This window comes from Janibacter sp. GXQ6167, from assembly GCF_041365945.1.
Lineage (GTDB): Bacteria > Actinomycetota > Actinomycetes > Actinomycetales > Dermatophilaceae > JBGFSK01.
Map to the genome: position 1 here is coordinate 100309 of NZ_JBGFSK010000007.1, position 26290 is coordinate 126598.

General features: G+C 69.2%; 27 protein-coding genes. 19 read left to right on the plus strand and 8 right to left on the minus strand.

From position 1 onward, the window contains the following. Window positions 1-84: 84 nt before the first annotated feature. Both greA and AB8K43_RS11630 read right to left on the minus strand, forming a co-directional pair. Window positions 85-573: a transcription elongation factor GreA gene (greA, locus tag AB8K43_RS11625; protein ID WP_370894367.1), complete on the minus strand. Its 489-nt coding sequence runs from the start codon at window positions 571-573 to the stop codon at window positions 85-87. Between the two features lie 192 nt (window positions 574-765). Further along, on the minus strand, window positions 766-1137 hold the full coding sequence (locus tag AB8K43_RS11630) for a DUF4307 domain-containing protein (protein ID WP_370894368.1): 372 nt from the start codon (window positions 1135-1137) through the stop codon (window positions 766-768). Between the two features lie 165 nt (window positions 1138-1302). On the opposite strand from AB8K43_RS11630, the gene mca reads away from it, so the two are divergent. Further along, window positions 1303-2256 carry a mycothiol conjugate amidase Mca gene (gene mca, locus AB8K43_RS11635; RefSeq protein WP_370894460.1) on the plus strand — a complete coding sequence of 318 codons (954 nt, stop codon included), beginning with the start codon at window positions 1303-1305 and terminating at the stop codon, window positions 2254-2256. Continuing rightward, window positions 2253-2528 (plus strand): hypothetical protein, encoded by a 276-nt coding sequence (locus AB8K43_RS11640; RefSeq protein WP_370894369.1) that lies wholly within the window; start codon window positions 2253-2255, stop codon window positions 2526-2528. Before mca ends, AB8K43_RS11640 begins: the two co-directional genes overlap by 4 nt. A 4-nt stretch (window positions 2529-2532) precedes the next feature. Here the strand turns inward: AB8K43_RS11640 and AB8K43_RS11645 are convergent, their stop codons facing one another. After that, window positions 2533-3279, minus strand: a complete 747-nt coding sequence (locus AB8K43_RS11645) for a hemolysin III family protein (protein ID WP_370894370.1) — start codon at window positions 3277-3279, stop codon at window positions 2533-2535. A 139-nt stretch (window positions 3280-3418) separates the two neighbouring features. Between AB8K43_RS11645 and AB8K43_RS11650 the strand changes: the two genes are divergently transcribed. From AB8K43_RS11650 to AB8K43_RS11660, 3 genes are all read left to right on the plus strand, one after another. Then, entirely contained in the window at window positions 3419-4192 is a 774-nt protein-coding gene (locus AB8K43_RS11650) for an isoprenyl transferase (protein WP_370894371.1), read from the plus strand. Between the two features lie 457 nt (window positions 4193-4649). Continuing rightward, complete coding sequence (locus tag AB8K43_RS11655) at window positions 4650-5888, plus strand: PhoH family protein (protein ID WP_370894461.1); 1239 nt, start codon at window positions 4650-4652, stop codon at window positions 5886-5888. Window positions 5889-6066: 178 nt separating this feature from the next. After that, window positions 6067-6795: a hypothetical protein gene (locus tag AB8K43_RS11660; protein WP_370894372.1), complete on the plus strand. Its 729-nt coding sequence runs from the start codon at window positions 6067-6069 to the stop codon at window positions 6793-6795. A 21-nt stretch (window positions 6796-6816) separates the two neighbouring features. Here the strand turns inward: AB8K43_RS11660 and coaA are convergent, their stop codons facing one another. Beyond that, entirely contained in the window at window positions 6817-7770 is a 954-nt protein-coding gene (coaA, locus tag AB8K43_RS11665; protein WP_370894373.1) for a type I pantothenate kinase, read from the minus strand. A gap of 61 nt (window positions 7771-7831) precedes the next feature. On the opposite strand from coaA, the gene glmS reads away from it, so the two are divergent. The 9 genes from glmS (at window position 7832) to tsaD (ending at window position 16677) form a co-directional block, all read left to right on the plus strand. After that, window positions 7832-9691: a glutamine--fructose-6-phosphate transaminase (isomerizing) gene (gene glmS / locus AB8K43_RS11670; protein ID WP_370894374.1), complete on the plus strand. Its 1860-nt coding sequence runs from the start codon at window positions 7832-7834 to the stop codon at window positions 9689-9691. Between the two features lie 29 nt (window positions 9692-9720). Continuing rightward, window positions 9721-10071, plus strand: a complete 351-nt coding sequence (locus AB8K43_RS11675; RefSeq protein ID WP_370894375.1) for a holo-ACP synthase — start codon at window positions 9721-9723, stop codon at window positions 10069-10071. A 90-nt stretch (window positions 10072-10161) separates the two neighbouring features. Then, window positions 10162-11628 carry a bifunctional ADP-dependent NAD(P)H-hydrate dehydratase/NAD(P)H-hydrate epimerase gene (locus AB8K43_RS11680; protein WP_370894376.1) on the plus strand — a complete coding sequence of 489 codons (1467 nt, stop codon included), beginning with the start codon at window positions 10162-10164 and terminating at the stop codon, window positions 11626-11628. A gap of 53 nt (window positions 11629-11681) precedes the next feature. Continuing rightward, the gene (gene alr / locus AB8K43_RS11685; protein ID WP_370894377.1) at window positions 11682-12848 is read left to right on the plus strand and encodes an alanine racemase; all 1167 of its coding nucleotides are present in this window, start codon (window positions 11682-11684) and stop codon (window positions 12846-12848) included. Then, window positions 12835-13947 (plus strand): alpha/beta fold hydrolase, encoded by a 1113-nt coding sequence (locus AB8K43_RS11690; protein ID WP_370894378.1) that lies wholly within the window; start codon window positions 12835-12837, stop codon window positions 13945-13947. Before alr ends, AB8K43_RS11690 begins: the two co-directional genes overlap by 14 nt. Further along, window positions 13948-14427, plus strand: a complete 480-nt coding sequence (gene tsaE, locus AB8K43_RS11695; protein ID WP_370894379.1) for a tRNA (adenosine(37)-N6)-threonylcarbamoyltransferase complex ATPase subunit type 1 TsaE — start codon at window positions 13948-13950, stop codon at window positions 14425-14427. Next, complete coding sequence (gene tsaB, locus AB8K43_RS11700) at window positions 14424-15140, plus strand: tRNA (adenosine(37)-N6)-threonylcarbamoyltransferase complex dimerization subunit type 1 TsaB (RefSeq protein ID WP_370894380.1); 717 nt, start codon at window positions 14424-14426, stop codon at window positions 15138-15140. Before tsaE ends, tsaB begins: the two co-directional genes overlap by 4 nt. Next, the gene (gene rimI / locus AB8K43_RS11705; RefSeq protein WP_370894381.1) at window positions 15137-15598 is read left to right on the plus strand and encodes a ribosomal protein S18-alanine N-acetyltransferase; all 462 of its coding nucleotides are present in this window, start codon (window positions 15137-15139) and stop codon (window positions 15596-15598) included. The genes tsaB and rimI overlap by 4 nt, the downstream gene beginning before the upstream one ends. Continuing rightward, on the plus strand, window positions 15595-16677 hold the full coding sequence (gene tsaD, locus AB8K43_RS11710; RefSeq protein WP_370894382.1) for a tRNA (adenosine(37)-N6)-threonylcarbamoyltransferase complex transferase subunit TsaD: 1083 nt from the start codon (window positions 15595-15597) through the stop codon (window positions 16675-16677). Before rimI ends, tsaD begins: the two co-directional genes overlap by 4 nt. Window positions 16678-16684: 7 nt before the next feature. Here the strand turns inward: tsaD and AB8K43_RS11715 are convergent, their stop codons facing one another. Continuing rightward, window positions 16685-17920: a glycoside hydrolase family 3 N-terminal domain-containing protein gene (locus AB8K43_RS11715; protein WP_370894383.1), complete on the minus strand. Its 1236-nt coding sequence runs from the start codon at window positions 17918-17920 to the stop codon at window positions 16685-16687. A 45-nt stretch (window positions 17921-17965) separates the two neighbouring features. Between AB8K43_RS11715 and AB8K43_RS11720 the strand changes: the two genes are divergently transcribed. Then, window positions 17966-18817: a ribokinase gene (locus tag AB8K43_RS11720; protein ID WP_370894384.1), complete on the plus strand. Its 852-nt coding sequence runs from the start codon at window positions 17966-17968 to the stop codon at window positions 18815-18817. Window positions 18818-19278: 461 nt separating this feature from the next. Here the strand turns inward: AB8K43_RS11720 and AB8K43_RS11725 are convergent, their stop codons facing one another. Next, the gene (locus AB8K43_RS11725; protein ID WP_370894385.1) at window positions 19279-20520 is read right to left on the minus strand and encodes a class I SAM-dependent methyltransferase; all 1242 of its coding nucleotides are present in this window, start codon (window positions 20518-20520) and stop codon (window positions 19279-19281) included. Between the two features lie 239 nt (window positions 20521-20759). On the opposite strand from AB8K43_RS11725, the gene groES reads away from it, so the two are divergent. Together groES and groL are read left to right on the plus strand one after the other, a co-directional pair. Next, window positions 20760-21053 carry a co-chaperone GroES gene (gene groES, locus AB8K43_RS11730; RefSeq protein WP_370894386.1) on the plus strand — a complete coding sequence of 98 codons (294 nt, stop codon included), beginning with the start codon at window positions 20760-20762 and terminating at the stop codon, window positions 21051-21053. A gap of 6 nt (window positions 21054-21059) precedes the next feature. Further along, on the plus strand, window positions 21060-22676 hold the full coding sequence (gene groL / locus AB8K43_RS11735) for a chaperonin GroEL (RefSeq protein WP_370894387.1): 1617 nt from the start codon (window positions 21060-21062) through the stop codon (window positions 22674-22676). Between the two features lie 277 nt (window positions 22677-22953). Here groL and AB8K43_RS11740 read toward each other — a convergent pair whose 3' ends face one another. Further along, entirely contained in the window at window positions 22954-23637 is a 684-nt protein-coding gene (locus AB8K43_RS11740; protein WP_370894388.1) for an NAD(P)H-binding protein, read from the minus strand. On the opposite strand from AB8K43_RS11740, the gene AB8K43_RS11745 reads away from it, so the two are divergent. After that, window positions 23636-24334 (plus strand): aspartate/glutamate racemase family protein, encoded by a 699-nt coding sequence (locus AB8K43_RS11745; RefSeq protein ID WP_370894389.1) that lies wholly within the window; start codon window positions 23636-23638, stop codon window positions 24332-24334. The genes AB8K43_RS11740 and AB8K43_RS11745 overlap by 2 nt on opposite strands. On the opposite strand, the gene AB8K43_RS11750 is transcribed toward AB8K43_RS11745, so the two are convergent. Further along, window positions 24331-24552 carry an RNA-binding S4 domain-containing protein gene (locus AB8K43_RS11750; protein ID WP_370894390.1) on the minus strand — a complete coding sequence of 74 codons (222 nt, stop codon included), beginning with the start codon at window positions 24550-24552 and terminating at the stop codon, window positions 24331-24333. The genes AB8K43_RS11745 and AB8K43_RS11750 overlap by 4 nt on opposite strands. A gap of 183 nt (window positions 24553-24735) precedes the next feature. On the opposite strand from AB8K43_RS11750, the gene guaB reads away from it, so the two are divergent. After that, complete coding sequence (gene guaB, locus AB8K43_RS11755) at window positions 24736-26280, plus strand: IMP dehydrogenase (protein WP_370894391.1); 1545 nt, start codon at window positions 24736-24738, stop codon at window positions 26278-26280. Window positions 26281-26290: the final 10 nt, after the last annotated feature.

Below are 26290 nucleotides of genomic sequence, written 5' to 3' on the forward strand. Positions count from 1 at the left end.
GAGCGAGCACGGCGAAGGGGGCCGGCCCAGATCACTGGACCGGCCCCCTTCGCCGTGTGCCCCCACCGGTGGGGGCGAGGCCGCTCAGCCCTGGTAGGGCTTGGCGGCGGTGATCTTGACGTCGATCGTCTTGCCGTTCGGGGCCTCGTAGGACGCCGAGTCGCCCACCTTCTTGCCGTTGATCGCGGCGCCGAGCGGGGACTGGTCGGAGAAGACCTCCAGGTCGGAGCCGTCGGCGATCTCGCGCGAGCCGAGCAGGAAGGTCTCCTCGTCGCCAAACATCTCGACGGTGACGACCATGCCGGGCTCGACGACGCCGTCGTCCGGCGGCGCCTCACCCACGGTGGCGGTGTCGAGGATCTGGGTCAGCTGGCGGATGCGGGCCTCCATCTTGCCCTGCTCCTCCTTGGCGGCGTGGTAGCCACCGTTTTCCTTCAGGTCGCCCTCCTCGCGGGCATCCTCGATGCGCTTGGCGATCTCGGTGCGCCCGGGACCAGACAGCTCACGCAGCTCGGCCTGGAGCCGGTCGTAGGCGTCTTGGGTCAGGTACGACGTGGTCGCGGTCTCGCTCACGGGAACTACTCCTTGAAATGAAGTGCCGCGCCGGTCCGCGTGACCGGTCATCGGCGCTGATGTCGCGCATCATGCGCGAAGGTCTGGCCCGCGAATCGCGGCCCAGACCCGGTTTGCTTAAGAGACCAGGGTACCCGACGGTAGGCGCTACCGGCCGAAAGCGCCGATTTTTCCCCCCTTCGGACCCGATTTCTAGGGAGTTTTGAGGCACTCCTTGATCGCGGCCGTGGCCGCTTCGGTGGTCGTTTGGATGCGGACCGTCGCGATCTCGGTATCCCGCTCACTGGCTGGGATTTTCACATCCACCGAGCCCACTGGGCCGTACGTGGCATCGAGAGCGCGCGCGGTGCAGGTGACCTCGACCCCCTTCGGCCGGGTGACCTCGAATTCCAAGGTCGTGTATTCGGCATGGCGCTCGAAGCGGCGATCCTGCCAGGTGATGACGTCTTGAGTGCTCGCGAGCCCGAACCAAACGGTGATCGCGACGGCCACGCCGACCCCGAGGGTGCCGACGATCCACCAGAAGCGGTTGCTCTGGCCGGTGGTGGTCGACTCGGTGTTCATGGGGCCGGGGGACTCCTCGCGAAGGGGGTGGGCCGCGCAGGTGCGACAATAGGAGTTCCTATCGTCCCTCATGCCGGGAGGCGCCTGGTCACCCGGGGCCGACGCGGAAGGGACCGAACCAGACCCGACCGGGGTCGCCCGTGAGACCTTGTGGAGGTAACCCCACTGATGGAAGCGCTGCGCTTGATGGCCGTGCACGCTCACCCCGACGACGAGTCGAGCAAGGGGGCCGCGACGAGCGCGAAGTACGTGCGTTCGGGTCACCCCGTGCTCGTCGTGTCGTGTACCGGTGGTGAGCGCGGCGACGTCCTTAACCCCAAACTCCAGGACGACCCACACATCCAGCGCGATCTCGCCGAGGTTCGTCGGGACGAGATGGCTCGGGCGCAGGAGATCCTCGGCGTCCAACACACCTGGCTCGGATTCGTCGATTCCGGTCTGCCGGAAGGGGATCCGCGTCCGCCGCTGCCCTTCGGTTGCTTCGCCCTCGAGCCGCTTGAGGTGACGACCGAGGCGCTCGTGCGCGAAATCCGCCGCTTCCGGCCCCATGTCGTGACGACCTATGACGAGGACGGCGGCTACCCGCACCCGGATCACATCATGACCAACCGGGTCACGATCGCCGCCGTGGAGGCAGCCTCCGATCCCACCGCCTACCCGCACGCGGGGGAGCCCTGGCGGCCGCTCAAGGTCTACTACAACGCCGGATTCCACCGGAAGCGGCTCGAGACGATGCACCAGGCGCTGCTCGACCAGGGGGTCGAGTCCCCCTTCGGTGAATGGCTGAAGCGTCGCGACGGCCGACCCGAGCGCGAGGTGACGACCTGGGTCGAGTGCGCGGACTACTTCGATCTGCGCGATGACGCTCTGCGGGCCCACGCCACCCAGGTCGACCCGGACGGCCCCTTCTTCGCCCTGCCCAACGCGGTGCAGCGCGAGGTCTGGCCGACCGAGGAGTTCGAACTCGCGATGTCCTACGTCCCGACCGATCTGCCCGAGGACGACCTCTTCGCCGGATTGCCGTCCTCGCTCGCCGAGGCGGACGCGCTCGCGACCCGACCCGATCTCGACCTGGTGATCGATGCCCGCGTCGAGCCGACCGTGAAGGACTGGCAGTGAACCAACCGAGCTCCGTCGTCGCCCCCGGCTGGTGGGCCTTCGTCGCCTTCTTCGTCTTGTCGGTCGGGCTGTGGCTGCTGATGCGCAGCATGTTTACCCGGCTGCGGCGGATGAACCTGGCCGAGCGCGAGCGGGAGGCCGCTGCGAAGGCCGCCCGCACGAAGGGCGCCGACCGCCCAATCGTCGAGCGCGCACGCCAGATGGACCTGCCCGACGCGGCCCGCAAGGCGGCCGAGAAGAAGAACCCCCCACGCCGCCCGTCGGGCGGCTGACCGGCTAGTTCGCCGCCGAGGAGGCTGCGACCGGGCCGAAGAGAGCGAGCGCCGCCGCGATGAAATGACTCGTGAAGGCGAGGATCGTGAAGGTGTGGAAGATCTCGTGGAAGCCGAACCAGCGCGGTGAAGGGTTCGGCTTCTTCAGCCCGTACACGAGCGCGCCGAGGGAGTAGAAGAGTCCGCCGGCGATCACGAAGGCCATGATCGTCCAGCCCCCGTGCGTCAGCAGCGGCTTGATGTAAAAGACCGCGACCCAGCCGAGCGCGAGATAGATCGGGACGTAGAGCCAGCGCGGGGCACCCAGCCAGAGCACCCGGAAGAGCACCCCGCCGATCGCGCCGGTCCAGACGATGACGAGCAGCGTGATGGCTTCGCTTCGCGGCAGCAGGAGCGCGAAGGGGGTGTACGACCCGGCGATGATCAAGAAGATGTTGGCGTGATCGAGCCGGCGCAGGACACCATCGGCGCGGGGTGACCATTTCCCCCGGTGGTAGAGGGCCGAGACGGTAAAGAGCAGGCCCGCGGTGATCGTGAAAACCATCGCGGCAATCCGGCCACCCTGAGTCGGGGCGAGACCGATCAGCACGATCCCGCCGATCAGGGCGAGCGGCGCCATCACCGCATGGAGCCAGCCGCGCAGGTGGGGTTTGACGGCGTCGACGACGGCTTCGACGTGCTCTTGCACATCGTGGGCGATTTCTTGGGCGCGGTGGGTCACCTCGGAACGCAGGTCGGAGCGCTCATTCATGCTCTCGACGGTAACCTACGCAACCGTAGGTTCTCTACCGGCGGTAGGTTGTGACAGTGCCCACGTGGCACCGCAAATGCTCCAGGTGGACACCTCGAACGCTCCACCATGGGGTGGTACCTGACCGCTGCTGGAGGGGATGTCGTTCGTGCCGAGTGTGCGGAACCCGTTGTACGCCGCCTACGAGGCCCGGCTCGCCAAGAGCCTCGCCGATAAGCCCTTGCCACGCCATGTCGGCGTGATCCTCGACGGGAATCGCCGGTTCGCGAAATCTCGTGGGGCCAAGGCCGACCAGGGCCACCGCGCCGGCGCCGACAAGATCGCCGACTTCCTGGGGTGGTGCGAAGAGGCGGGCGTCGAGGTGGTGACGCTGTGGCTGCTCTCGACCGACAACCTGACCCGCGATCCCGAGGAGCTCGGACCGCTCCTTCGGATCATCGAAAACGTCGTCGATGAGTTGTCGGCCGAGGCGCGCTGGCAGATCAATCCGGTGGGGGCGCTTGACCTGCTGCCCGCGCCCACCTCGGCCGCCCTGCGGCGAGCGGCCGAACGCACCGAGGGCGTGAGCGCGATGACGGTCAATGTCGCGGTCGGGTATGGCGGCCGGCAGGAAATCGCCGACGCGGTGCGCTCCCTTCTCGCCGAGCGGGCAGCCGGGGGAGCGACGATGGACGATGTCGCCCGCGATCTCACCACTGAGGACATCGCCGATCACCTCTACACGCGCGGCCAACCCGATCCGGATCTGGTCATCCGCACATCGGGGGAGCAGCGACTCTCGGGGTTCTTGCTCTGGCAGAGCGCGCACAGCGAGTTTTACTTCTGCGAGGCCTACTGGCCCGACTTCCGACGCGTCGATTTCCTGCGCGCCCTGCGCGCCTACGGGGAGCGTCACCGTCGCTTCGGCGGGTAGGAAAAAGAGCCCACCTTTGGGACGGAAGTGACGCCTGAGTTGCCCTGAGTTTCGCGGCGGTGAACTTTGGCCAGCGGGGTGGCGACACACCCGCAATGAGCGCTCGGATCGCGGCGGGGCTCACCTACTGTCACGAGCAACGGCCAGCATTCCGCCGGTCGCCGCCAGGAGGTCCGATGGAGCACCCGCTTCTCCGTAAGGGCCGGTCACGGCCCCGATCGGGCCTGATCCGGCTCCAGCACCGATAGCTAAGGCGCATCGCGCCGAGCGAGATGCGGCCGCGATGCCCGGAGGAGAACCCACAGTGACCTTGACGACCTCGTCGCCCGAGCAGGCCTCCCCCTCCGCGCAGGTGGGCGCCCTTGCCGATCTCCAGCCGGTGCCGGTACCGGACGGCTCGCTCGGACAACACACCTACGTCCTCGATACCTCGGTCCTGCTGTCCGACCCGCGCGCGATGTTCCGCTTCAAGGAGCACGAAGTGGTCTTGCCGGTCGTCGTCGTGACCGAACTGGAGGGCAAGCGGCACCACCCCGAGCTCGGCTACTTCGCCCGCAGCGCCCTTCGTCACCTCGACGACCTGCGGATTGCGTACGGGCGGCTCGACGCCCCGGTCCCGGTGGGCGACGACGGGGGGACGCTGCGGGTCGAGCTCAACCACACCGATGACTCGACGCTGCCGGCGGGCTTCCGCCTTGGCGACAACGACACCCGGATCCTCGCCGTGGCGAAGAACCTCTCGCTCGAAGGACAGGAGGTGACGGTGGTGAGCAAGGACCTCCCGATGCGGGTTAAGGCGTCCGCGGTCGGGATGCGCGCGGAGGAGTACCGATTCGAGCAGTCTCAGGTCGATTCGGGGTGGACCGGCATTGCCGACCTCGACGTCAGTGCCGAAGAGGTCGATGCCCTGTACGAGCACGGACGGATCGAGCACCTGGGCGCGGCAGAAATGCCCTGCCACACCGGTCTTCGCCTGCACTCACCGCGCGGCAGCGCCCTCGGTCGCGTCGGCGCCGATAAGCAGATTCGCCTCGTGCGCGGTGACCGCGACGCCTTCGGCCTTCATGGCCGCAGCGCCGAGCAGCGGATTGCGTTGGACCTGCTCCTCGATCCCGATGTCGGCATCGTGAGCCTCGGTGGGCGCGCCGGGACCGGCAAGAGCGCCCTCGCCCTCACCGCGGGACTTGAGGCCGTCATGGAACGCCGCCACCACCGCAAGGTGGTCGTCTTCCGGCCCCTCTACGCCGTCGGCGGGCAGGAGCTCGGCTACCTCCCCGGCAGCGAGCAGGAAAAGATGGGCCCGTGGGCTCAGGCGGTCTTCGACACCCTGAGCGCGGTGGTCTCTCCGGAGGTCGTCGACGAAGTGATGGACCGGGAGATGCTCGAGGTCCTGCCGCTCACGCACATTCGCGGGCGGTCTTTGCACGACGCCTTCGTCATCGTCGATGAGGCCCAGAGCCTGGAGCGCAATGTCCTGCTCACCGTGCTCTCGCGGGTGGGGCAAAACTCCAAGGTCGTGCTCACCCACGACGTCGCCCAGCGCGACAACCTGCGCGTCGGTCGCCATGACGGCGTCGCGGCCGTGATCGAGGCCCTGAAGGGACACCCCCTCTTCGCGCACGTCACCTTGACCCGCAGTGAGCGCAGCCCGATCGCGGCTCTCGTGACCGACCTGCTGGAGGGGCTCGATATCTAACGGGAGCCGGCGGCGGAGCCCATGTGATCGAGACCGCACCTGCCGGTTTTGCCATGGGCCCCCGCCGCCCACTAAGGTCTCGGAAAGGTAACAACACCCGATCTGGGTGGAGGAGCCCCCTTCACGGCCGTCTCACCCCTGATCCGGGGCGGCCCCGATCTGCCAGGAGGCTGTGGGTTTGTCACGCAACTACACGCCGCGACACGCTCCTCGCCACGCGAAGCCCCGCCCCACCCGTACGCCGATCAGCCGACCCGTCGTCGGCGTCGGTGTCGGTGTCGCCCTGCTCGCCGGTGCCGGTGCGGCGTCGGCGGCCTCCGGTGGCGGCAGCGAGCTCGCGACCGCGGCCCTGGCAGCTCCCGATGACGCCAGCAGCGAGAGCGCCGCGCAGGGTTCGGCAACGACCGCGGACCTCGCCCGGCTAAGCGAAGGGCGCAAGACGGCCATCGCGAGCCGCAGCGCCAGCCGCGAGCAGGCGCGCCTCGCCGAGGTCAAGCGCCAGGCCGAGCTGAAGAAGAAGCGGGAAGCGGCCGCGAAGAAGAAGGCCGAAGCCAAGAAGAAGGCCGAAGCCGCCAAGAAGCGCACCCTGGCGCAGAACCAGAAGGACCCCAAGTCCCTCGCGAAGTCGCTAATGCCGGAATACGGCTTCGGGGCTGACCAGTGGACCTGCCTGGAGAACCTCTGGGTCGGCGAGAGCAACTGGACCTACAACGCCGAGAACCCCAGTTCTGGCGCCTACGGCATTCCGCAGTCCCTGCCCGGCTCGAAGATGGGCACGATCGCCGATGACTGGCGGGAGAACCCGGAGACTCAAATCCGCTGGGGGCTGCAGTACATCAAGGACGCCTACAACTCACCCTGTGGCGCCTGGGGCGCGTGGCAAAGCCGCAGCCCGCACTGGTACTGATCCCGCGAGCAGGCGTGAGCGTCAGAGCTTGCGCAATCGAATTCGCGACACCTGGTGATCGCTTCCCTTGGTGAGGACAAGCGACGCGCGACTGCGGGTCGGCAGCACGTTTTCACGCAGGTTGGGCTCATTGATGCTGGTCCAGATCTCTAACGCCCGCGTACGCGCTTCGTCATCGGACAGCGTCGCGTAACGGTGGAAGTACGAGGCGGGGTCGGCGAAGGCGGTCTCCCGCAGCCGAAGGAAACGTTCGATATACCACTGCCGGATATCGCTCACCCGCGCATCGACATAGACCGAGAAGTCGAAGAAGTCCGATACCGCCATTCCGGTACGCCCGTCATTGAGGCGCATGGCGGGCTGGAGCACATTGAGTCCCTCCACGATGAGCACATCGGGCTGGCGCACGACGATGCGCTCGTTGTCGACGATGTCGTAGGTGAGGTGCGAGTACACCGGCGCGCTGACCTCGCTGCGACCCGCCTTCACTTCCGCGACGAAGCGCACGAGGGCCCGGCGGTCATACGACTCGGGGAATCCCTTGCGCTGCAACAGCCCTCGGCGCTCCAACTCCTCGTTAGGGAAGAGGAAGCCGTCGGTCGTCACGAGGTCGACCGTCGGGGTGTGCGGCCAGCGCAGCATGAGTTCGCGCAGGACCCTGGCGGTGGCGGACTTGCCGACCGCGACCGAACCGGCGACTCCGATGATGAAGGGGGATTGCGGTGGCCTCTCCCCGAGGAAGGTCGAGGTGATTCGGTGCAAGCGCGAGGTGGCCGCGACGTAGAAGGTCAAGAGGCGCGAGAGCGGAAGGTACACCTGTTCCACTTCGTCCAAATCGACCGGACTCCCGAGACCGCTCAGCCGTTCGATATCGGCAGCGCTTAAATTCAGCGGGTGGTTTTCGCGCAGACGCGCCCACGCCTCTCTGTCCAACTCGACATAGGGAGACGGAATCGGCGCTGACACGGGGACCATCGTGCCAGGTCACCCGGCTCTCGCGTCGGACCCTGCGGATCGGGTATTAGCCTTACGTCCCATGTGCGGAATCGTGGGATATGCGGGCCCAGCCGTCGACGGCAAGGCGCTAGACGTCGTGATGGAGGGTCTGGCCCGACTGGAATACCGGGGGTACGACTCGGCGGGCGTCGCCCTCGTCTGCGACGGGGACGTGGTGAGCGACAAGCGCGCGGGCAAGCTCGCGAACCTGCGCGGAGCGCTCGAGGCAGCGCCGCCCCCTTCGTCGGCGACCGCGATCGGACACACCCGATGGGCGACCCACGGCGGACCGACCGACGCCAACGCGCACCCGCACCGTGGCGGCGACCACGATCAGATCGCGGTGGTGCACAACGGGATCATCGAAAACTTCCACGCGCTGAAGAACGAACTGCTCGCTGCCGGAGTGGAGTTCCGCTCCGAGACCGACACCGAGGTCGCGGCGCACCTCGTCGCCCGCGCGTACGACGAGGTCGGTGACCTCACCGAGGCGATGCGCCAGGTCGTGGGCCGTCTGGAGGGTGCCTTCACGCTCCTCGCGGTGCACGCCGACTCCCCGAACACCGTCGTCGCGGCCCGCCGCAACTCCCCGCTCGTCGTCGGGGTCGGGGATGGAGAGACCTTCCTCGGCTCGGATGTCGCGGCCTTCATCGGGTACACCCGCCACGCCGTCGAGCTCGGCCAGGACGAGATCGTGACGATCACCCCGGGCCACTACGAGGTGATCACCTTCGACGGCGAGCCGACCTCCGGTAAGGCGTATGAAGTCACCTGGGATGCCGCCTCCGCCGAGAAGGGGGGCTACGACACCTTCATGGAGAAGGAGATCAACGAGCAGCCCGCCGCGGTCCGCGACACTCTGCTCGGGCGCACCGATGACGCAGGAGAACTCGTCCTCGACGAGTTGCGGATCGATGAGGAGCGCCTCAACGCCGTCGACCGGATCACGATCGTCGCGTGCGGGACCGCCGCCTACGCCGGCATGGTCGCGAAGTACGCCATCGAGACCTGGGCCCGCATCCCGGTCGAGGTGAGCCTCGCGCACGAGTTCCGCTACTGCGACCCGATCATCGGCCCGAACACGCTGGTCGTCTCGATCAGCCAGTCCGGCGAGACGATGGACACCCTGATGGCGGTGCGTCACGCCCGCGAACTCGGGGCGCTCACCCTGTCGATCTGCAACACTCACGGCGCGACCATCCCGCGCGAAAGCGACGCGGTGCTCTACACCCACGCCGGCCCGGAGATCGCAGTCGCCTCGACCAAGGCCTTCCTCGCCCAGATCACCGCCGCCTATGTCCTCGGGCTCTACCTCACCCAATTGAAGGGCGGGACCTGGGCCGATGAGGCCCGCGCGGTGATGGCGGCCCTGCACGATGTGCCGGCCAAGGTCCAGGAGGTCATCGACCAAATGGGCCGGGTCAAGGAGATTGCTCGCTTCATGGCCGACACCCGCTCGGTCCTCTTCCTCGGCCGCAACGTGGGCTATCCGGTGGCGATGGAGGGCGCGCTCAAACTCAAGGAGCTCGCCTATATCCACGCCGAAGGGTTCGCGGCCGGCGAGTTGAAGCATGGCCCGATCGCCCTGATTGAGCCGGGCCAGCCGGTCTTCATCGTCGTCCCGAGCCCGGACGAGCCGCACGGCCTCCACGGCAAGGTCGTCTCCAATATCCAGGAGATCCGGGCCCGCGGAGCCCGCACGATCGTCGTCGCCGAGGAGGGGGACGAAGAGGTCGTCCCCTTCGCCGATGAGGTGATCCGGATCCCGGCCGTGGCGCCACTCCTTCAGCCACTGCTCGCCGTGGTCCCACTGCAGGTCTTCGCGTTGCATCTCTCCTCGGCCAAGGGCCTGGACGTCGACCAGCCTCGCAACCTCGCCAAGTCCGTCACCGTCGAGTAGGTCGCACCAGCGCGAGGGGAGGAGGCGGCGTGATCGTCGGGATCGGGATCGACGTCGTCGACATCGAGCGCTTCGCGGCATCGCTGGCCGCCACGCCGGCTCTGCGCCAGCGCCTCTTCACCGAGGGTGAGCGGGACCTGCCGGTCGCATCGCTCGCGGCTCGCTTTGCGGCGAAGGAGGCCGTGGCCAAGGCGCTCGGCGCGCCGGGCGACCTGCGCTGGCAAGACGCCGAGGTCGGGTCACTCCCCTCGGGCGCACCGGTCCTGCGTGTCACGGGGACGGTCGCTGCCCGCGCCGATGAGCTCGGAGTCCGGACGTGGCACCTCAGCTTGAGCCATGACACGGTCGCGACCGCGATGGTGATCGCCGAGGGGGAGTGAGCGATTTCGCGGTGCTTGGGCGGCCGACGCCCCGCGATTTACGCCCGCTAAGGGCGCTGATCGGCGCGCCCCACGGGTAGCGTCGGGACCGTGATCCTCGCGTACAGCCCCGAGCAGATCCGCAACGCCGAGCAGGCCCGAGCCGAGGAGCTCGCGAGCGGTGAGTTGATGCAGCGCGCGGCGAAGGGGGTGGCCAAGGTGGCCGCGGCCCGCCTCGCCGAGCGCGGCGGCGAGCGCATCACCGCCCTGATCGGGCCGGGTAATAACGGTGCCGATGCCCTCTGGGCGATCGCGCGGCTCGCCAAGAAGGGGGTGTCCGTCGCGGCGGTGTGTCACGACCCCGAGGCCTCGCCGGCCCAGGCGGCGGCGAAGAAGAAGGCGCTCGCCCGCGGTGCGATCGTCGTCCTCGGCGATGACCCCGCGGCCGAAGAACTGATCGCCGCCGCCGATGTCGTGCTCGACGGCATCCTCGGGATCGGTGGCCGGGCCGGACTGCCGCAGTTCGCGGCCGGGTGGCTCGCGGCGATCGACGAGGGGGCCTATGTCATCGCCGTCGATCTGCCGTCCGGGCAGGACCCCAACGGCCGCGAGCTCGTCGCGGACGGGGTTTTCGCCGATGAGACGGTGACCTTCGCCGAGTTAAAGCCCGTCCACCTGCTGCCCCCCACCGCGTCGGCCTGCGGTCTGCTCACGGTCGTCGATATCGGGCTCGACCTGCGCGCCGAGGAGCCGGTCGTCGCAAGGCTCACGCGCTCCGATGTCCCGGCGATGTGGCCAATGCCGGGGTCGGCCGACGACAAGTACTCGCGCGGCGTCCTCGGGATCGTCGCCGGAGGTGAGCGTTACACCGGAGCCCCCTTGCTCACGGTGACCGCCGCCGTCGCGAGCGGAGCCGGGATGGTCCGCTACGTCGGGACGCCGACGCCCGAAGCGCTGGTGCGCTCGGTCGTCCCCGAAGCCGTCTTCGGCGATGGCCACGTCCAGGCCTGGGTGATCGGTCCTGGACTCGACGTCAAGAGCCGGGCGAAGGGGGCCCAAGCCCAGATCGCGGTGGCGCACGCCGCCCTCGTGTCGGAACTGCCCTGCGTCGTCGACGCGGGGGGCCTCGATCTCATCGACGGTCCGCGCGACGGAGCCACCCTGCTAACCCCGCACGCGGGGGAGTGCGCGCGACTCATCAGCCGGCTCTCCTCCACCGACGTGACGGCCGCAGAGGTGCAGGCCGACCCCCTTCGCTATGCCCAACAACTCGCCGAACTGACCGGGGCCTCGGTGCTGCTGAAGGGCTCCACGACCCTGGTGACCGGCGCCGAGGCGGTCTTTAGCCAGGCCGACGCCCCCGCGTGGCTCGCCACGGCGGGCTCCGGCGATGTCCTCGCCGGAGTGATCGGGGTCCTCGCCGCGAGCGGGCTGCCGCTCGATGTCGCGGGTGCGCTCGGCGCCCTGGTCCATGGCGTCGCCGCGAGCGACGCGAATCCCGGCGGGCCGGTCCGGGCCCGCGCCGTCGCCGACCAACTGCCGCTCACGATCGCGCATCTGCTGACCGCGAAGAGGTGACTCGCGCCACCCGTGCAGGTCACGGCGCGGCACGTGCCTACACTCGGGGGGTTATGAGCATTGATCTGACGGGCGCCACGGCCCGCGCCGAGATCGACCTCGACGCGATCCGTGACAACGTCGCCGAGCTTGATCGGCGCAGCGGAGCCGCCGCCGTCATGGCGGTCGTGAAGGCCGATGCCTACGGCCACGGACTGGTCCCGTCCGCGCAGGCCGCTCTCGCTGGCGGCGCCAGTTATCTCGGGGTGGCCCAACTCGCCGAAGCGCTCACCGCCCGCGAGGCCGGGATCACCGCGCCGCTGCTCACCTGGCTGTTCCCCCCGGGGGCGGACCTCGTGACCCCCCTTCGGGCCGATATCGAGCTCTCGGCCGGAGCCCCATGGTCACTGCGAGAGATCGCGGCGGCCGCTCGCGAGCACGGGCGCGCTGCCGTCGTCCACCTGAAGGTGGACACCGGGCTCGGTCGCGGGGGCTCGTGGGGTGAGGACTGGGCCGAGATGGTGCGCCTCGCCGCGCAGTATCAGGCCGAAGGGGCGATCACGGTCCAGGGCATCTGGTCGCACTTCGTATGGGCCGACGCCCCGACCCACCCGACGGTGCGTCACCAGCAGGAGGTCTTCGTCGAGGCCTGTGAGCAGGCCGAGCGCCAGGGCGTGCGCCCGGTCCTGCGTCACCTGGCCAACTCGGCGGCGACCCTCACCAACCCGAGCGCCCACTTCGACATGGTCCGCCCCGGGATCGCCGTCTACGGGCTCTCGCCGGTGCCTGATCTTGGGACCCCGGCCGATTACGGGCTCCGCGAGGCGATGCGCCTTACCGCGCGCTTGGTCGGCGTCAAGGACGCTCCGGCCGGGCAGGGGGTCTCCTACGGACACCAGTACACGACGAGTGGACCGACCCGGCTTGGGCTGATCCCGCTCGGCTACTCCGACGGGATCCCGCGCGACGCGACCAACGTCGGGCCTCTACAGATCGGTGATCTGCGCACGCACATCGCCGGCCGCGTCTGCATGGACCAGGTCGTCGCCGACCTCGGGCCCGACAGCCCGGCCGCTGTCGGGGATGAGGTCGTGCTGTGGGGGCGCGGCGCGGATGGCGAACCGACAGCGCAGGACTGGGCCGCCGCCACCGACACCATTAGCTACGAGTTGGTGACCCGACTCGGCGCGCGGGTTCCGCGCGTTTACCTTCGAAGTGAGACGAGCAGTGGCACCGCTTAGTCGATCGGCACAACGGAAGAACGCCCGTCGCCCCGGCCCGAAGACCGTGGCCGCGGCCGGGGTGGGCGCGGTCGGGATCGCCGCGGCAGCCGTCGCGGTCCACCGGTACGGCGGCCGGAGCCACCCAGACAGCGGGCCGTACGGGTTCGAGCCCGACGAGACGACCAATGTCATTGCGACCGATGGGACGCCGCTGCACGTCGAGATCAGCACCCCGCCGAGGTCGACCCGACGCGGGCGCCCGACCGTGGTGCTCTGTCATGGCTTCGCGCTCAACCTCACCGCCTGGGTCTTCCAGCGTCGGGCGCTCGTCGAGGCGGGCTACCGAGTCGTCGCCTACGACCAGCGCAATCACGGTGTCTCGGATGCCGGGGACCGTGAGCACTGCACGATCGAACAACTCGGTGAGGATCTGCACGCGATCATCGAGGCCGTCGCCCCCGATGGTCCGCTCGTCCTCATCGGTCACTCCATGGGCGGCATGACCGTGATGAGCTTCGCCGGTCAGTACCCGGCGATCATCGCCGATCGAGTGCGCGCGGTCGCCCTGGTCTCGACGAGCGCTGGGGGCAAGGGCGTCGTCAGCATCGGCTTCGGCAAGATGCTCGACCTCTTCGTCGTCCGCTTCGGGCCCTCGGTGCTCGTGAACCTCTCTGCGCGGCGCCGGATTTGGGGCAACCTGCGCAAGATCGGGCGCGAAATGGAGATGGTGGCGACCAAGCGCTTTGGTTTCGGCGGGCCGGTCTCGAAGGACTTGCTGCGCTATACCTCGGACCTGATCTTCTCGACGCCGCTCGACACGATCGCCGCCTTCTTGCCGCATCTCGACGACCTCGACGTCCGTGACGCCCTGCCGGGCCTCTCCTCGACCGAGGTGCTGGTGATCAACGGCGGCAAGGACGAGTTGACCCCGCCCGAACACAGCGACGAGATCGTCGAACGACTGCCGCACGCCGAGCACGTCGTGGTGCCCGGGGCCGGTCACCTGCTGCCCTATGAGCAGCCCGAGTTGCTCTCGCGCGAATTGCTCGCCCTCATCGAGCGCGGGTTGAAGAGCCCCGGTGCGACCCGCGGCCCGCGGGCCTGGATCGGCGTCTAGATGGCTGCGCTCAACCTCCCCACCGCGGATGCGACACGCGCGGTCGGAGCGGCCCTCGGCCGAGTGCTGCGCGCCGGCGACCTCGTCCTGCTCACCGGTGACCTCGGTGCGGGCAAGACGACCCTGACTCAAGGACTCGCCGACGGGCTCGGAGTCCGGGGACCGATCACCTCGCCCACCTTCGTCATCGCCCGCATCCACCCCTCCCTTCGTGGGGGGCCCGAACTCGTCCATGTCGATGCTTACCGCCTCGGCGGCATCACCGAGCTCGACGACCTCGATCTCGACACCGAGCTCGAAGAGGCGGTCACCGTCGTCGAATGGGGCCATGGTCTCGCCGAGGGCCTCGCGGACGACCGCCTCGAACTCACCCTCTCCGCCGACCCGGCCACCGAGGCCCGGACCTGCGAGGTCGCCACGCATGGTGCCCGCTGGGCCGGGGTCGATGTGCGGGCCCTGCTTGAGCCGAAGGGAGCGTGACGTCCCCCATGCTGCTCCTCGCCCTCGACACCGCGACCAGCGCGATCACCGTCGCTGCCTACGACGGGGAACGCATCCTCGCCGAGCGCACCACGATCGACCCACGACGGACGACCGAACTGCTCGCCCCGTCGATCGAGCAGGTCCTCACCGAGGCAGGCGTCGCCGCCAGCGACCTGACCGACCTCGCCGTCGGGACCGGTCCTGGGCCCTTTACCGGCCTGCGCGTCGGCATCGTGACGGCGCTGACCCTCGGGCACGTGCACCAGATTGACGTCCATGGGGTCTGTTCGCTCGACGCGCTCGCTGCCCAGTACGTCGCCGCCGGCGGGTCGACTCCCTTCGTCGTCGCGACCGATGCCCGGCGCAAGGAGGTCTACTGGGCCCGCTACGAGATCGTGGACGGCTCCGCTCGTCGGGTGGACGAGCCGTCGGTGTCCCGGCCGGCGGATCTGCCCGACGAGGTGCGCGAGCTGCCAACCGTCGGACGGGGGCCACTGCTCTACCCGGAGTATTTCCCGCATGGCGTCGACCCGACCGATGGCCTGCTGGATGTGAGCGCGGGTGCCCTCGCGCGGGTCGCCGCGGTGGGGATCGCTGCGGGCGACCCGATGCCCACCGCCCCGCTCTACCTGCGCCGTCCTGACGCGGTAGCCCCGGCAGGGCCCAAGCCCGCGCTCGCCCCCCTTCCTCCGCGAGCGAACCCGCGATGACCGCCACCGTGACCCCGGTCAGCTGGCCGGACCTTGAGGAGTTGGCCGCGCTCGAGATCGAGCTCTTCGGCGACGACGCGTGGAGCCTCGCGTCCTGGTGGGGCGAGCTCGCCGGCCGACCGCGCCGCGAATACGTCCTCGTGCGCGATGACACCGAGATCATCGGGTACGCCGGTCTCGACCACGGCGGCGAGGTCAGCGATGTGATGACGATCGCGGTGCACCCGAAGGCGCGCGGGCGCGGACTGGGGCAGCACCTCCTCGACGAACTCCTTACTCGCGCAGCCCGATCCGGCGCGCGGCGGGTGATGCTCGAGGTGCGCGCCGATAACGACACCGCCGTGCGGCTCTACGAACGGTCGGGCTTCCATCTCGTCCAGACCCGCCGCGGCTACTACCCGGGCGGGGTCGACGCGCTCGTCCTGGCCCGCGACCTCACCGAAGGAGAAGCGCTGTGAGCTTGTCGACGCCGCTGGTGCTCGGCATCGAAACGTCCTGCGACGAGACCGGCGTCGGGATCGTGCGCGGCGAGGAACTGCTGGCCGACGCGGTGGCCTCGTCGGTCGATGAGCATGCCCGCTTCGGGGGCGTCGTCCCCGAGGTGGCGAGCCGCGCTCATCTCGAGGCGATGGTCCCGACGATCCAGCGCGCCTGTGCTGACGCCGGGGTTGCCCTGACCGATATCGATGGGATCGCGGTCACCTCAGGGCCGGGGCTCGCCGGTGCGCTGATGGTGGGTGTTGCCTCCGCCAAGGCGCTCGCGCTCGGGCTCGGGATCCCCCTCTACGGGGTCAACCACCTCGCCTCGCACGTGGCCGTCGACATCGTCGAGCATGGCCCCCTTCCCGAACCGACGATGGCGATGCTCGTCTCGGGCGGGCATTCCTCCCTTCTGCTCGTCCCGGACGTCACCCACGACATCCGCTCGCTCGGTTCGACGATCGACGATGCCGCAGGGGAAGCCTTCGACAAGGTCGCGCGGGTGCTCGGGCTGCCCTTCCCGGGCGGGCCTCACATCGATTGGGCCGCGCGCGACGGCGAGATCACGATCGATTTCCCGCGCGGGCTCACCTCGGGGCGCGATATGCAGCGGCACCGTTTCGACTTTTCGTTCTCGGGGCTCAAGACCGCGGTCGCGCGATGGGTGGAGTCCGAGCGAGCCGCTGGCCGCGAGGTGCCGGTGGCGGATGTCGCGGCGTCCTTCCAGGAGGCGGTGACCGACGTGCTGACCCGCAAGGCGGTGCTCGCGTGCCAGGAACACGACGTCGCGGCCCTCCAGATCGGTGGTGGCGTCGCCGCGAACTCCCGCCTGCGGGCGATGGCGCAGGCACGCTGTGACGCGGCCGGGATCGCCCTGCGGGTGCCGCGGCCGAGCCTGTGCACCGACAATGGCGCGATGGTCGCCAGCCTGGGCGCGCAGATGATGACCAAGGGGCGCCCGGCGAGTTCGCTCGACCTGCCCGCCGACTCCTCGATGCCGGTGACCGACATCCAGTCCGGTCTGCCCGTCACGCCCGAGCACGACCACCCGCACTAGGGCGCGATCACCTGCACTCGAGCAGGCCCATGTCCTTCTTCAGGGTGAGGACCCGCACGACGGAGGCGTCCACCTTCTTGGCGAAAGCGGGGTCCTTGTCCGCCTTCGCCACGATCGCGCCCACCATCTCTTGCACCTGCGTGGGCTGAGCCGTGAGCACGATGTCACCGCCGGCGTCGATGAAGCGGGTCGCCCGGTCGGGCACGGGCACGTCGGCCACCGCCGCCGCGACGCCCACGTCATCGGTGATCACGACCCCGTCGAAGTCGAGCCGCTGACGAAGCAGGTCGGTGATGATCTTCGTCGAGAACGTCGCTTGGTTTTGGGCGTCCAGCTTCGGGTACTTCGCCGAGCCCACCATGACGATCGGGACGCCGGCCTTGATATTCGCGGCGAAGGGGGCGAGGTAGGGGTCCTTGGTCGTCGCCGTCGCGTCGGTGATCCCCGAGGCCGCCACATCGGTGTTGCCCCGGATGCGCCCGATCCCGGGGAAGTGCTTGACCGTCGGCTGCACCTTGGCGTCCAACATGCCGCGAGAGAAGGCGACCGACCCCTTCGTTGCTGCCTCCGGGGTGGTGCCGTACTCGCGCTGGTGCTTGCCGATCGGGCCGTTGCCCGTGCCGAGCTCGGCGGGGACGGTGTCGGCGACCGGTGCGAGATTGACATTGACGCCCGCGCGCTGGAGTTCCGCGCCCCACTTCGCGGCCGCGGCGCGCAGTTCGGCGGGCGCCATCTTGCCCTGCTCGACGCCGGAGGGGATCGTGGTGAAGCCGTCGCCTTGGAGCTGCTGCACCTCACCCCCTTCCTGATCGGCGGCGATCAACATGCCGACCCGTCGGCCATCGACCCGGGGCGCGACCTGCTGGAGGTGGGCGCTCGCTTCGGTCACGGCCTGCTGCCCGCGCCAGCCGCCGAGGTAGAGCATCGACCCAAGCCCCTGATCGCTGATGTGGGAATCGAGCCCGGTGGGGCCGGCGGACGGATCGAGCGCCACCATGAGGAGCTGTCCGGCGCGCTGCGTCGGGGTCATCGCCGCAGCGGTGTCGGCGGCGCAACTCGGACTCTTCTTCGTCCCGGATGTCGAGGACGGGGCCGTCGAGGTGGTCGAGTCGCTCGTGCTCGGCAACGAGGCCTCGCTCGTGGCCGTCGGGGCGGACTCGTCTCCGCACGCGGCGAGCATGGTCGCGGCGAGCGCGCCCGCAAGGATCGGGGCGGCAAATCGACGCGTCTTGGTGGTCAGCACGGGACGTGACGCTACCGTGCCAAACCTGGCCGTAGCCTGAGCGTCATGAGTGATCTCGACCGCGCGCCGCGGGTTGTCGTCCTCGGCTCGATCAACGTCGATGTCGTCGCCCGGGTCGATCGCTTACCTCGGCCCGGCGAAACCGTGACCGCCGGTGAGGTCCAGCGCCGAGCCGGAGGCAAGGGTGCGAACCAAGCGGTCGCCGCGGCCGAAGGGGGAGCCGAGGTCGTCTTCGTGGGGTGCGTCGGCGATGACGCGAGCGGGCGCGCCAGCCTTGCCCACCTTGCCGCGCGAGGGGTGGATGTCACCCACGTTCGGGTGATCGAAGGGGTGCCGACCGGCCAGGCGCTCGTGACCGTCGCCGCCGATGGTGAGAACCAGGTCGTCGTCGTCCCGGGCGCCAATGCCGAGGTCGGGGGCGCCGAGGTCGCGACGGCGTTGTCGTTCCTTGGCCCCGGCGATGTGCTGCTCCTCCAGTTGGAAGTTCCGATCGACGCGGTGACGGTCTCGGCAGATCGGGCGGCGACGGCTGGTGCGCGCGTGGTGCTCAACGCCGCCCCCTTCCGCGATCTGCCCGGCGGTCTGGTCGCGGTCGCGGACCCGGTGATCGTGAACGAGCACGAGGCCCTGGCGCTCGCCGATTCGGCGCTGGTGCCGGGGTCACTTCTTGTCACCTTCGGCGCGAACGGCGCGGCGTGGGATGGCGTCCACCACCCCGCGGTAGCGGCTGAGGAGGTCGTCGACACAACCGGAGCGGGCGACGCCTTCTGCGGGGCCTTGGCGGCAGCGCTCGCCGCCGGAGGCGATCGCGAGGCAGCCGTGAGCGCGGCGCTCGCGGCCGGCGCCGCAGCGGTCGCGCACGACGGGGCGCAGCGTGACGCCCTTCTCTCCGGGTAGGAGGTCACGACCAGGGGGGGGCGGCGACGCCGCAGAAACCGTCACCGGACGGGGTTATACCCGCGCCCGATGTCTGTACCCCCGTCCGTGCGGCCCACCTTCCGCGCCCCGCGTCCGTTTCTGCGGCACGTGCCTGTTTCTGCGCCTGGTGTCTGTTTCCGAGTCACGGACGGGGCGGCACGAGCGCCCTCTGGCGCGATGCCGCGGAAACGGTCACCGGACGGAGTTATAACTCCGCCCGATGTCTGTATCCCCGTCCGCGCTGCCCACCTTCCGCGCCCCGCGCCCGTTTCTGCGGCACGTGCCTGTTTCTGCGCCTGGTGTCCGTTTCCGCGGCACGGGCGGGGCGGCACTAGCGCCCTCTGGCGCGATGCCGCGGAAACTGTCAGCGGACGGGGTTGTAACCGCGACCATTGGCTGTAACCCCGTCCCCGCTGCCCACCGTCCGCGCGAAGGGGGAGTCAGGTCGGTTCGACGACGAGCACCGCTTGCTCGCCAGCGACCCGGGTCAGCACCACCGTGGCCTGCTCACCGTCGCCGGCGCCGCGGCCGATCTTCAACTGGCGCCGCAGCTGGTCCTCATCGAGGCGGATGCCGCGCTTCTTGATCGTCAGGCCGGTGACCCCCCGATCACGGAGCCATCCGCGCAGGGCCTTGATGCTAAACGGCATCGCTTCGGCGACGGCGTAACGGCGGGCGTAACCGATGTCATCGACGCTGCGGTCGCTCGTGATGTAGCCCAGCCCGGCCTCCAGCTCGGCGCCCCCGGTCGCGGCCGTCACCGCTCCGATGAGCCCGGCCCGGGTCACGGCCCGGTCTGCCTCGTAGAGCCACGGTCCGACCTGGGCGAGGGTGCGGGCACGAGGGGGGTCGTGGTCGGCCATCGTTTGATCCACTTCGACGGGCGGGGCTCCGGCGCGCAGGACTCGCGCGCTGCGCCCGGCCTGGCGCACGAGCGGTCCCCACCAAACCGTGCACTCAAGGACGGTGCCCTGCCACGACGTCCATTGGGCCTCGGTACCCAGCGGCGGGATGTCGTGCGGAAGGGAGGGGCTCAGCTTGGCGCCGACGGCGGGGACCGCGCTCGCCATCTCCAGGACATAACTCCACGAGGGTGAGATGTCATCGAGCCGGAACACGCGGCGGGTACGGCCCGTGGAGTCGGCGACGCCGGGGGTGCGCCGAGCGGGGTCGAGCCAAATCCCGACGCGGGAGTGCAGCGGGTCCGCGGGAGCGCGGAAGTCCTCGGCCCGTCCGATGCGGGCGCGGCTGTCCGGCCAGGGTCGGAGGTTGACGTCGGCGATCGCCGCCGTGACCGGGTCCTGGTCGATGCCGTGCACCGTCACGCCGAGGGCACTCATCGCCATCGCGTCGGAGCCAATACCGCAGCCGAGGTCGTGCACGGTGGCGAGGCTCGCGGCGGCGTATCGGCCCGCGTGCGTGGCCGCAACCTCGAGTCGGGAGGCCTGCTCGAGCCCGTCAGCGGTAAAGAGCATGCCCTCGGCGAACTCTCCGAACTTCTCCTGCGCGCGAGCCCGCAGCCTCTTCTGGGTGAGCAGCGCGGCGGCGCGCTCGGGGCTTACCCCCTTCGCCCGCAGTTGGGTCGCGGTCGCGATGGCGCTGCTCTCGGCATACTCCGGCAGATCGTGAAGGAGGGCGCGGCCGCTTGGGGAAGCGAGCCAGCGCACCGTCCGAGTATCCACGGCGGACTATCCTGCCTCACCCGGCGCGCGTTCGGTGCATCGAGAAGGGCGAGATGCCGGACTTGGCACTCAGGTTGACCGAGTGCTAATTGGCGACCTAGATTGGGCGTTGGCACTCACGTCATGCGAGTGCCAACGCTACGAGGCCAGAGCCGGCCGACCCCCGCGACGGCGACCGGTGTCATACAGCCTCGCGGCACCTACCAAACGTGTGCATCACCTACCGAAAAGGAGTCATCGTGTCGGTTTCGCTTAAGCCGCTCGAGGACCGCATCGTCGTGAAGTCGCTCGAGGCCGAGCAGACCACGGCGTCCGGTCTGGTCATCCCGGACACCGCCAAGGAAAAGCCCCAGGAGGGCGAGGTCGTGGCCGTGGGCCCGGGCCGGATCTCCGACGCCGGTGAGCGCGTCCCGATGGACATCTCCGTCGGCGACCGTGTCATCTACAGCAAGTACGGCGGCACCGAGGTCAAGCACGGTGGCGAGGAGTACCTCGTCCTCTCGGCGCGCGACGTCCTCGCGATCGTCGGCTGATCGGCGATGGCCAAGGAACTTCAGTTCAACGACGCGGCGCGCGACTCGCTGCTGCGCGGCGTCGACCAGCTCGCCAACGCTGTCAAGGTCACCCTTGGCCCCAAGGGCCGCAATGTCGTGATCAACAAGCAGTGGGGCGCCCCGACGATCACCAACGATGGTGTGACCATCGCCCGGGAGATCGAGCTCGAGGACCCCTACGAAAACCTTGGCGCGCAGCTCGCCAAGGAGGTCGCGACCAAGACCAACGACATCGCTGGTGACGGGACGACCACCGCGACCGTGCTCGCTCAGGCCATGGTCAAGGAGGGCCTGCGCAATGTTGCCGCGGGCGCTGCCCCGGCCGGCCTGAAGCGCGGGATGGACCAGGCCGTTCAGGCCGTTTCCTCGCGCCTGCTCGACACCGCCCGCGAACTCGAGGGCAAGGACGAGATCGCTCAGGTCGCGGCCCTGTCCGCGCAGGACCAGGGCATCGGTTCGACCATCGCCGAGGCCTTCGACAAGGTCGGTAAGGACGGCGTCATCACCGTCGAGGAGTCCTCCACGGCCGACACCGTGCTCGACTTCACCGAGGGCATGCAGTTCGACAAGGGCTACATCTCGCCCTACTTCGTCAGCGACCCCGAGCGCATGGAGGCCGTCCTCGAGGACGCCTACGTGCTGATCAACCAGGGCAAGATCTCGACGATCGCCGAGATCCTCCCGCTGCTGGAGAAGGTCGTCCAGTCCGGCAAGCCGCTGCTCATCATCGCCGAGGACATCGACGGTGAAGCGCTGTCGACCCTGGTGGTCAACAAGATCCGCGGCACCTTCAACGTTGTTGCGGTGAAGGCCCCCGGGTTCGGCGACCGCCGCAAGGCGATGCTGCAGGACATGGCGATCCTGACCGGTGGTCAGGTCGTGGCCGAAGAGGTCGGGCTGAAGCTCGACCAGATTGGTCTCGAAGACCTCGGCCGCGCTCGCCGCGTCGTCGTCACCAAGGACAACACGACGATCATCGACGGCCAGGGTTCGCACGACGAGGTCGAGTCTCGGGTCGGTCAGCTGAAGGCCGAGATCGAGCGCACCGACTCCGACTGGGACCGCGAGAAGCTCCAGGAGCGCCTCGCCAAGCTCGCCGGTGGCGTCTGCGTCATCAAGGTCGGCGCTCACACCGAGGTCGAGCTCAAGGAGAAGAAGCACCGCATCGAGGACGCGATCTCGGCCACCCGCGCCGCGATCGAAGAGGGCATCGTCGCCGGTGGCGGCTCCGCTCTCGTCCACGCGGTCTCGGCCATCGACGAGCTCGCGCTCGACGGTGACGAGGCCACCGGTGCGGCGATTGTCGCCAAGGCGGCCGTCGAGCCGCTCCGCTGGATCGCCGAAAACGCCGGGCTCGAGGGCTATGTCGCCGTCTCCAAGGTCAAGGAGTTGAACCCGGGCAACGGGCTCAACGCCGCGACCGGTGAGTACGGCGACCTGGTCAGCGCCGGTGTCATCGACCCGGTCAAGGTCACCCGCTCCGCGCTCACCAACGCCGCGTCGATCGCGTCGATGGTGCTCACCACCGACACGCTCGTGGTGGAAAAGCCGGAAGAGGAGGAGGCAGCCCCGGCCGGTCACGGTCACGGGCACGCCCACTGACGCCGGTGCGTTAAGCGCCTGCACCAAGAAGGGGGCGACGGTCGAGGAATTCGGCCGTCGCCCCCTTCTCGCATCCCTCGCGCCCGGGTGAACCACCCCGCCCCGTCCCGGCTTTGCTTAAGCAGCGCCTCGTTGCTTACCCACGAGGGTGAGCATCTTGACTTTGCTTAAGCAAAGACGCGCCCGTCCCGACTTTGCTTAAGCAAAGGCAGGACGGGTCGGGGGTCAGACAGCGGGGGCCGGGCCGAAGGGGGTCAGACAGCGGGGGCGACGGGGGTTAGGGGAGAAGGGCGGCTGAGTCGACGATGTGGGTGCCTGGCCGCGGGGCGAGGGCGCCCTCGACGAGAGCCTCGGCGATCGCCTCGGCCGGGCTGATCCGCAAGCCTCGCGGGAGGACCGGGCCGAGGAGGCCGGCGACCTTCAGGCCGAGCGCCTCCGCCGGACGGCTCTCGGCGCGCTCGCCGCCGATGATGTTCGGGCGCACGATCGTCAGGGACTCCCAGGTCAGGCGCGCGAGGTCGCGCTCGATCTCGCCCTTGACCTGGCTGTAGAGGAAGCGGGACCGCGGATCGGCCCCCTTCGAGGAGGTGACCACCATCGTGCGTGCTCCGTGCTGGCGGGCGCGTTCGGCGACCGCCAGTGGGTACCCGTAATCGATCCGGCGGAAGGCGCCGGCCGAGCCCGCCTGCTTGCGGGTGGTCCCAAGGGCCGAGATCACGGCGTCGACCGCCCACACCTCGCCATCGGTCGGCGGGTGATCGAAGTCGACGACCTCGGCGCGCAGCTTCGGGTGCGTGGTCTGAAGGGGGCGGCGGGCGAGCGCGACCACCTCATCGCAGCGGTCATCGCCGAGTAATAAGGCCAGGGTGTGACAGCCGACGAGGCCGGTGGCACCGATGATCAGCACGCGGGTCATGTGCGCCACCGTAACGAGATCGGCCGCCGGATAGGGTGAAGCCATGAGGCTCCTGGGTGTCATCGGCGGGATGGGCTGGTCCGCGACGGCGGAGTACTACCGGCGTTTAAACGAAGGGGTCGAGGCGCGCCTCGGCGGGCTGCATAGCGCGCCCCTGCTGATCCGCAATGTCGACTTCGAACCGGTCACCGCCGCGGAGCAGGCCGGCGACTGGGACGGGATGGCAGAGATCCTGATCGACGCGGCCCGAAGCGTCGAACGCGGTGGTGCCGAAGGGTTGATCATCGCCGCCAACACCATGCACAAGGTCGCCGACCAGGTCGCTGACGCGGTCGATATCCCGCTGCTGCACATTGGTCAGGCGGCCGCCACCGCCGTGAAGGCATCGCGCCAGCGCACGGTGGGTTTCCTTGCGACCCTCACGACCACGAACGGCGACTTCTACACCGGTCCGCTCGAGCAGGCGGGCCTGACCGTCATCCGCCCCGAACCCGACGAGCGGCCCGAGGTCGACCGGCTGATTTACGGCGAACTGGTCCACGGCATCATCAAGGAAGACACCCGCAAGTACTTCCGCGGGGTCATGAAGGGGCTCGTATCGCGCGGCGCCGAGTCGATCGTCCTCGCGGGGACCGAACTCGGGCTGCTCCTTGACCCCGAGGACGCCGATGTGCCGATGCACGACACGACCGAGATCCACGTGGCCGAGGCGCTGGACTGGATGCTGAACGAGCGCCCTTAGTCGGTCGTGACCTCGACCTCTTCGCCGGCGTACGCGACGATCTGACCAGGGCGGACCTTCGCGCCCCGGCGGGTTTCGACCTCGCCGTCGACGGTCACCTCGCCGGCCTCGACCACCGCGCGGGCCATCGCTCCGTCCTCGACGAGGTTCGCCAACTTCAGCAACTGGCCGAGCCTGATGGCGTCGTCGCGGATCGGTATCTGGGGGAGATCGCTCACGCCACCACTATAGGAAGGGCGTCGCCGGGATGAGATCGGCGTCGGCGAGCGTTAGTTAAAAATACAACCAGCGGCGTGGTGTCTCACACCCGCCCGCCGCCTCCACACACCATGATCCGCGAGCGCATCGGGCCGCTCGTGCACCGGCGATGGCCAGCCCGAGGAAGGACCTAGACTGCGGCAATGGACTTCGGCGCTACCACCCCTTCGTCCGATACGACCTCGACCGGGCACGACCCCTTCGCCAAGGTGGGGCTGACCTACGACGACGTGCTCCTGCTGCCGGGCTTTTCGGACCTCGCCCCGCAGGACCTGGACACCACCTCCCGGCTGACCCGCGAGATCAGCCTCAAGGTCCCGCTGATCTCCGCCGCCATGGACACCGTCACCGAGTCGCGGATGGCGATTGCGATGGCGCGCGAAGGGGGGATCGGTGTCCTCCACCGCAACCTCTCGATCGAGGACCAGGCCTACCAGGTGGACCTCGTCAAGCGCACCCAGACCGGGATGATCAGCAACCCCGTCACCATTGGCCCCGACGCGACCCTGGAGCAACTCGACCAGCGCTGTGGTGAGTACCGCGTCTCCGGGCTGCCGGTCGTGGACGAGCGCAATCACCTCATCGGGATCGTGACGAACCGCGACCTGCGCTTCACCCCGGTCGGGGAGTGGGCGACGACCTTGGTGCGCGACGTGATGACCCCGATGCCGCTCATCACTGCACCGGTCGGGATCAGCCGCGAGGACGCCACCGCGCTGCTGCGCCAACACAAGCGCGAGCGCCTGCCGATTGTCGAATCCGATGGAACCCTCGCCGGGCTCATCACCGTCAAGGACTTCGTCAAGAGCGAGCAGTTCCCCAATGCCAGCAACGACGGCCAGGGCCGGTTGATGGTTGGCGCGGCGATCGGCTACTTCGGTGACGCCTGGGAGCGCGCGACCACGCTGATCGACGCCGGCGTCGACGTGCTCGTCGCCGACACCGCGCACGGCCACGTGCGGATGCTGATCGAGATGGTCCAGCGCCTAAAGAGCGACCCCGCGACCAAGCATGTCCAGGTCATCGGCGGCAATGTCGCGACCACCGCTGGCGCGCAGGCCTTCGTCGATGCCGGAGCCGACGCAATCAAGGTGGGCGTCGGGCCGGGCTCGATCTGCACGACCCGGATCGTGACCGGTGTCGGTGCCCCGCAGATCACCGCCGTCTACGACGCCTCCCTCGCCGCGCGTCCCGCGGGCGTGCCCGTCATCGCCGACGGCGGGATGCAGCACTCCGGCGAGATCGCCAAGGCCATCGTGGCCGGTGCCGAGAGCGTCATGCTCGGCTCCCTGCTCGCGGGCTGCGAAGAATCGCCCGGTGAGCTGATCTTCGTCAACGGCAAGCAGTTCAAGGCCTACCGCGGGATGGGCTCGCTCGGCGCGATGAGCAGCCGCGGCAAGAAGTCCTTCTCCAAGGACCGCTACTTCCAGGCCGAAGTCTCCTCCGACGACCAACTCGTGCCCGAAGGGGTCGAAGGTCGCGTCGCGTACCGCGGGGCGCTCTCGGCCGTCGCGCACCAGATGGTCGGCGGCCTGCGCCAGTCGATGTTCTACGTCGGCGCGCGCTCGGTCCCGGAGTTGCAGGAGAAGGGTCGCTTCGTGCGGATCACCTCGGCCTCGCTGAAGGAAAGCCACCCGCACAACCTGCAAGGCATCATGGAGGCCCCGAACTACTCGGTCGGTCGCTGAGCCCGCTCCC

What these genes read in the sequence shown, in the direction of transcription:
- AB8K43_RS11630 (WP_370894368.1), bottom strand. Translation starts at nt 1,137, where the DNA reads ATGAACACCGAGTCGACCACCACCGGCCAGAGCAACCGCTTCTGGTGG.
- AB8K43_RS11645 (WP_370894370.1), bottom strand. Translation starts at nt 3,279, where the DNA reads ATGAATGAGCGCTCCGACCTGCGTTCCGAGGTGACCCACCGCGCCCAA.
- AB8K43_RS11650 (WP_370894371.1), top strand. Translation starts at nt 3,419, where the DNA reads ATGTCGTTCGTGCCGAGTGTGCGGAACCCGTTGTACGCCGCCTACGAG.
- AB8K43_RS11655 (WP_370894461.1), top strand. Translation starts at nt 4,650, where the DNA reads ATGTTCCGCTTCAAGGAGCACGAAGTGGTCTTGCCGGTCGTCGTCGTG.
- coaA (WP_370894373.1), bottom strand. Translation starts at nt 7,770, where the DNA reads ATGGTCCCCGTGTCAGCGCCGATTCCGTCTCCCTATGTCGAGTTGGAC.
- glmS (WP_370894374.1), top strand. Translation starts at nt 7,832, where the DNA reads ATGTGCGGAATCGTGGGATATGCGGGCCCAGCCGTCGACGGCAAGGCG.
- alr (WP_370894377.1), top strand. Translation starts at nt 11,682, where the DNA reads ATGAGCATTGATCTGACGGGCGCCACGGCCCGCGCCGAGATCGACCTC.
- tsaE (WP_370894379.1), top strand. Translation starts at nt 13,948, where the DNA reads ATGGCTGCGCTCAACCTCCCCACCGCGGATGCGACACGCGCGGTCGGA.
- rimI (WP_370894381.1), top strand. Translation starts at nt 15,137, where the DNA reads ATGACCGCCACCGTGACCCCGGTCAGCTGGCCGGACCTTGAGGAGTTG.
- AB8K43_RS11720 (WP_370894384.1), top strand. Translation starts at nt 17,966, where the DNA reads ATGAGTGATCTCGACCGCGCGCCGCGGGTTGTCGTCCTCGGCTCGATC.
- groL (WP_370894387.1), top strand. Translation starts at nt 21,060, where the DNA reads ATGGCCAAGGAACTTCAGTTCAACGACGCGGCGCGCGACTCGCTGCTG.
- AB8K43_RS11745 (WP_370894389.1), top strand. Translation starts at nt 23,636, where the DNA reads ATGAGGCTCCTGGGTGTCATCGGCGGGATGGGCTGGTCCGCGACGGCG.
- AB8K43_RS11740 (WP_370894388.1), bottom strand. Translation starts at nt 23,637, where the DNA reads ATGGCTTCACCCTATCCGGCGGCCGATCTCGTTACGGTGGCGCACATG.
- guaB (WP_370894391.1), top strand. Translation starts at nt 24,736, where the DNA reads ATGGACTTCGGCGCTACCACCCCTTCGTCCGATACGACCTCGACCGGG.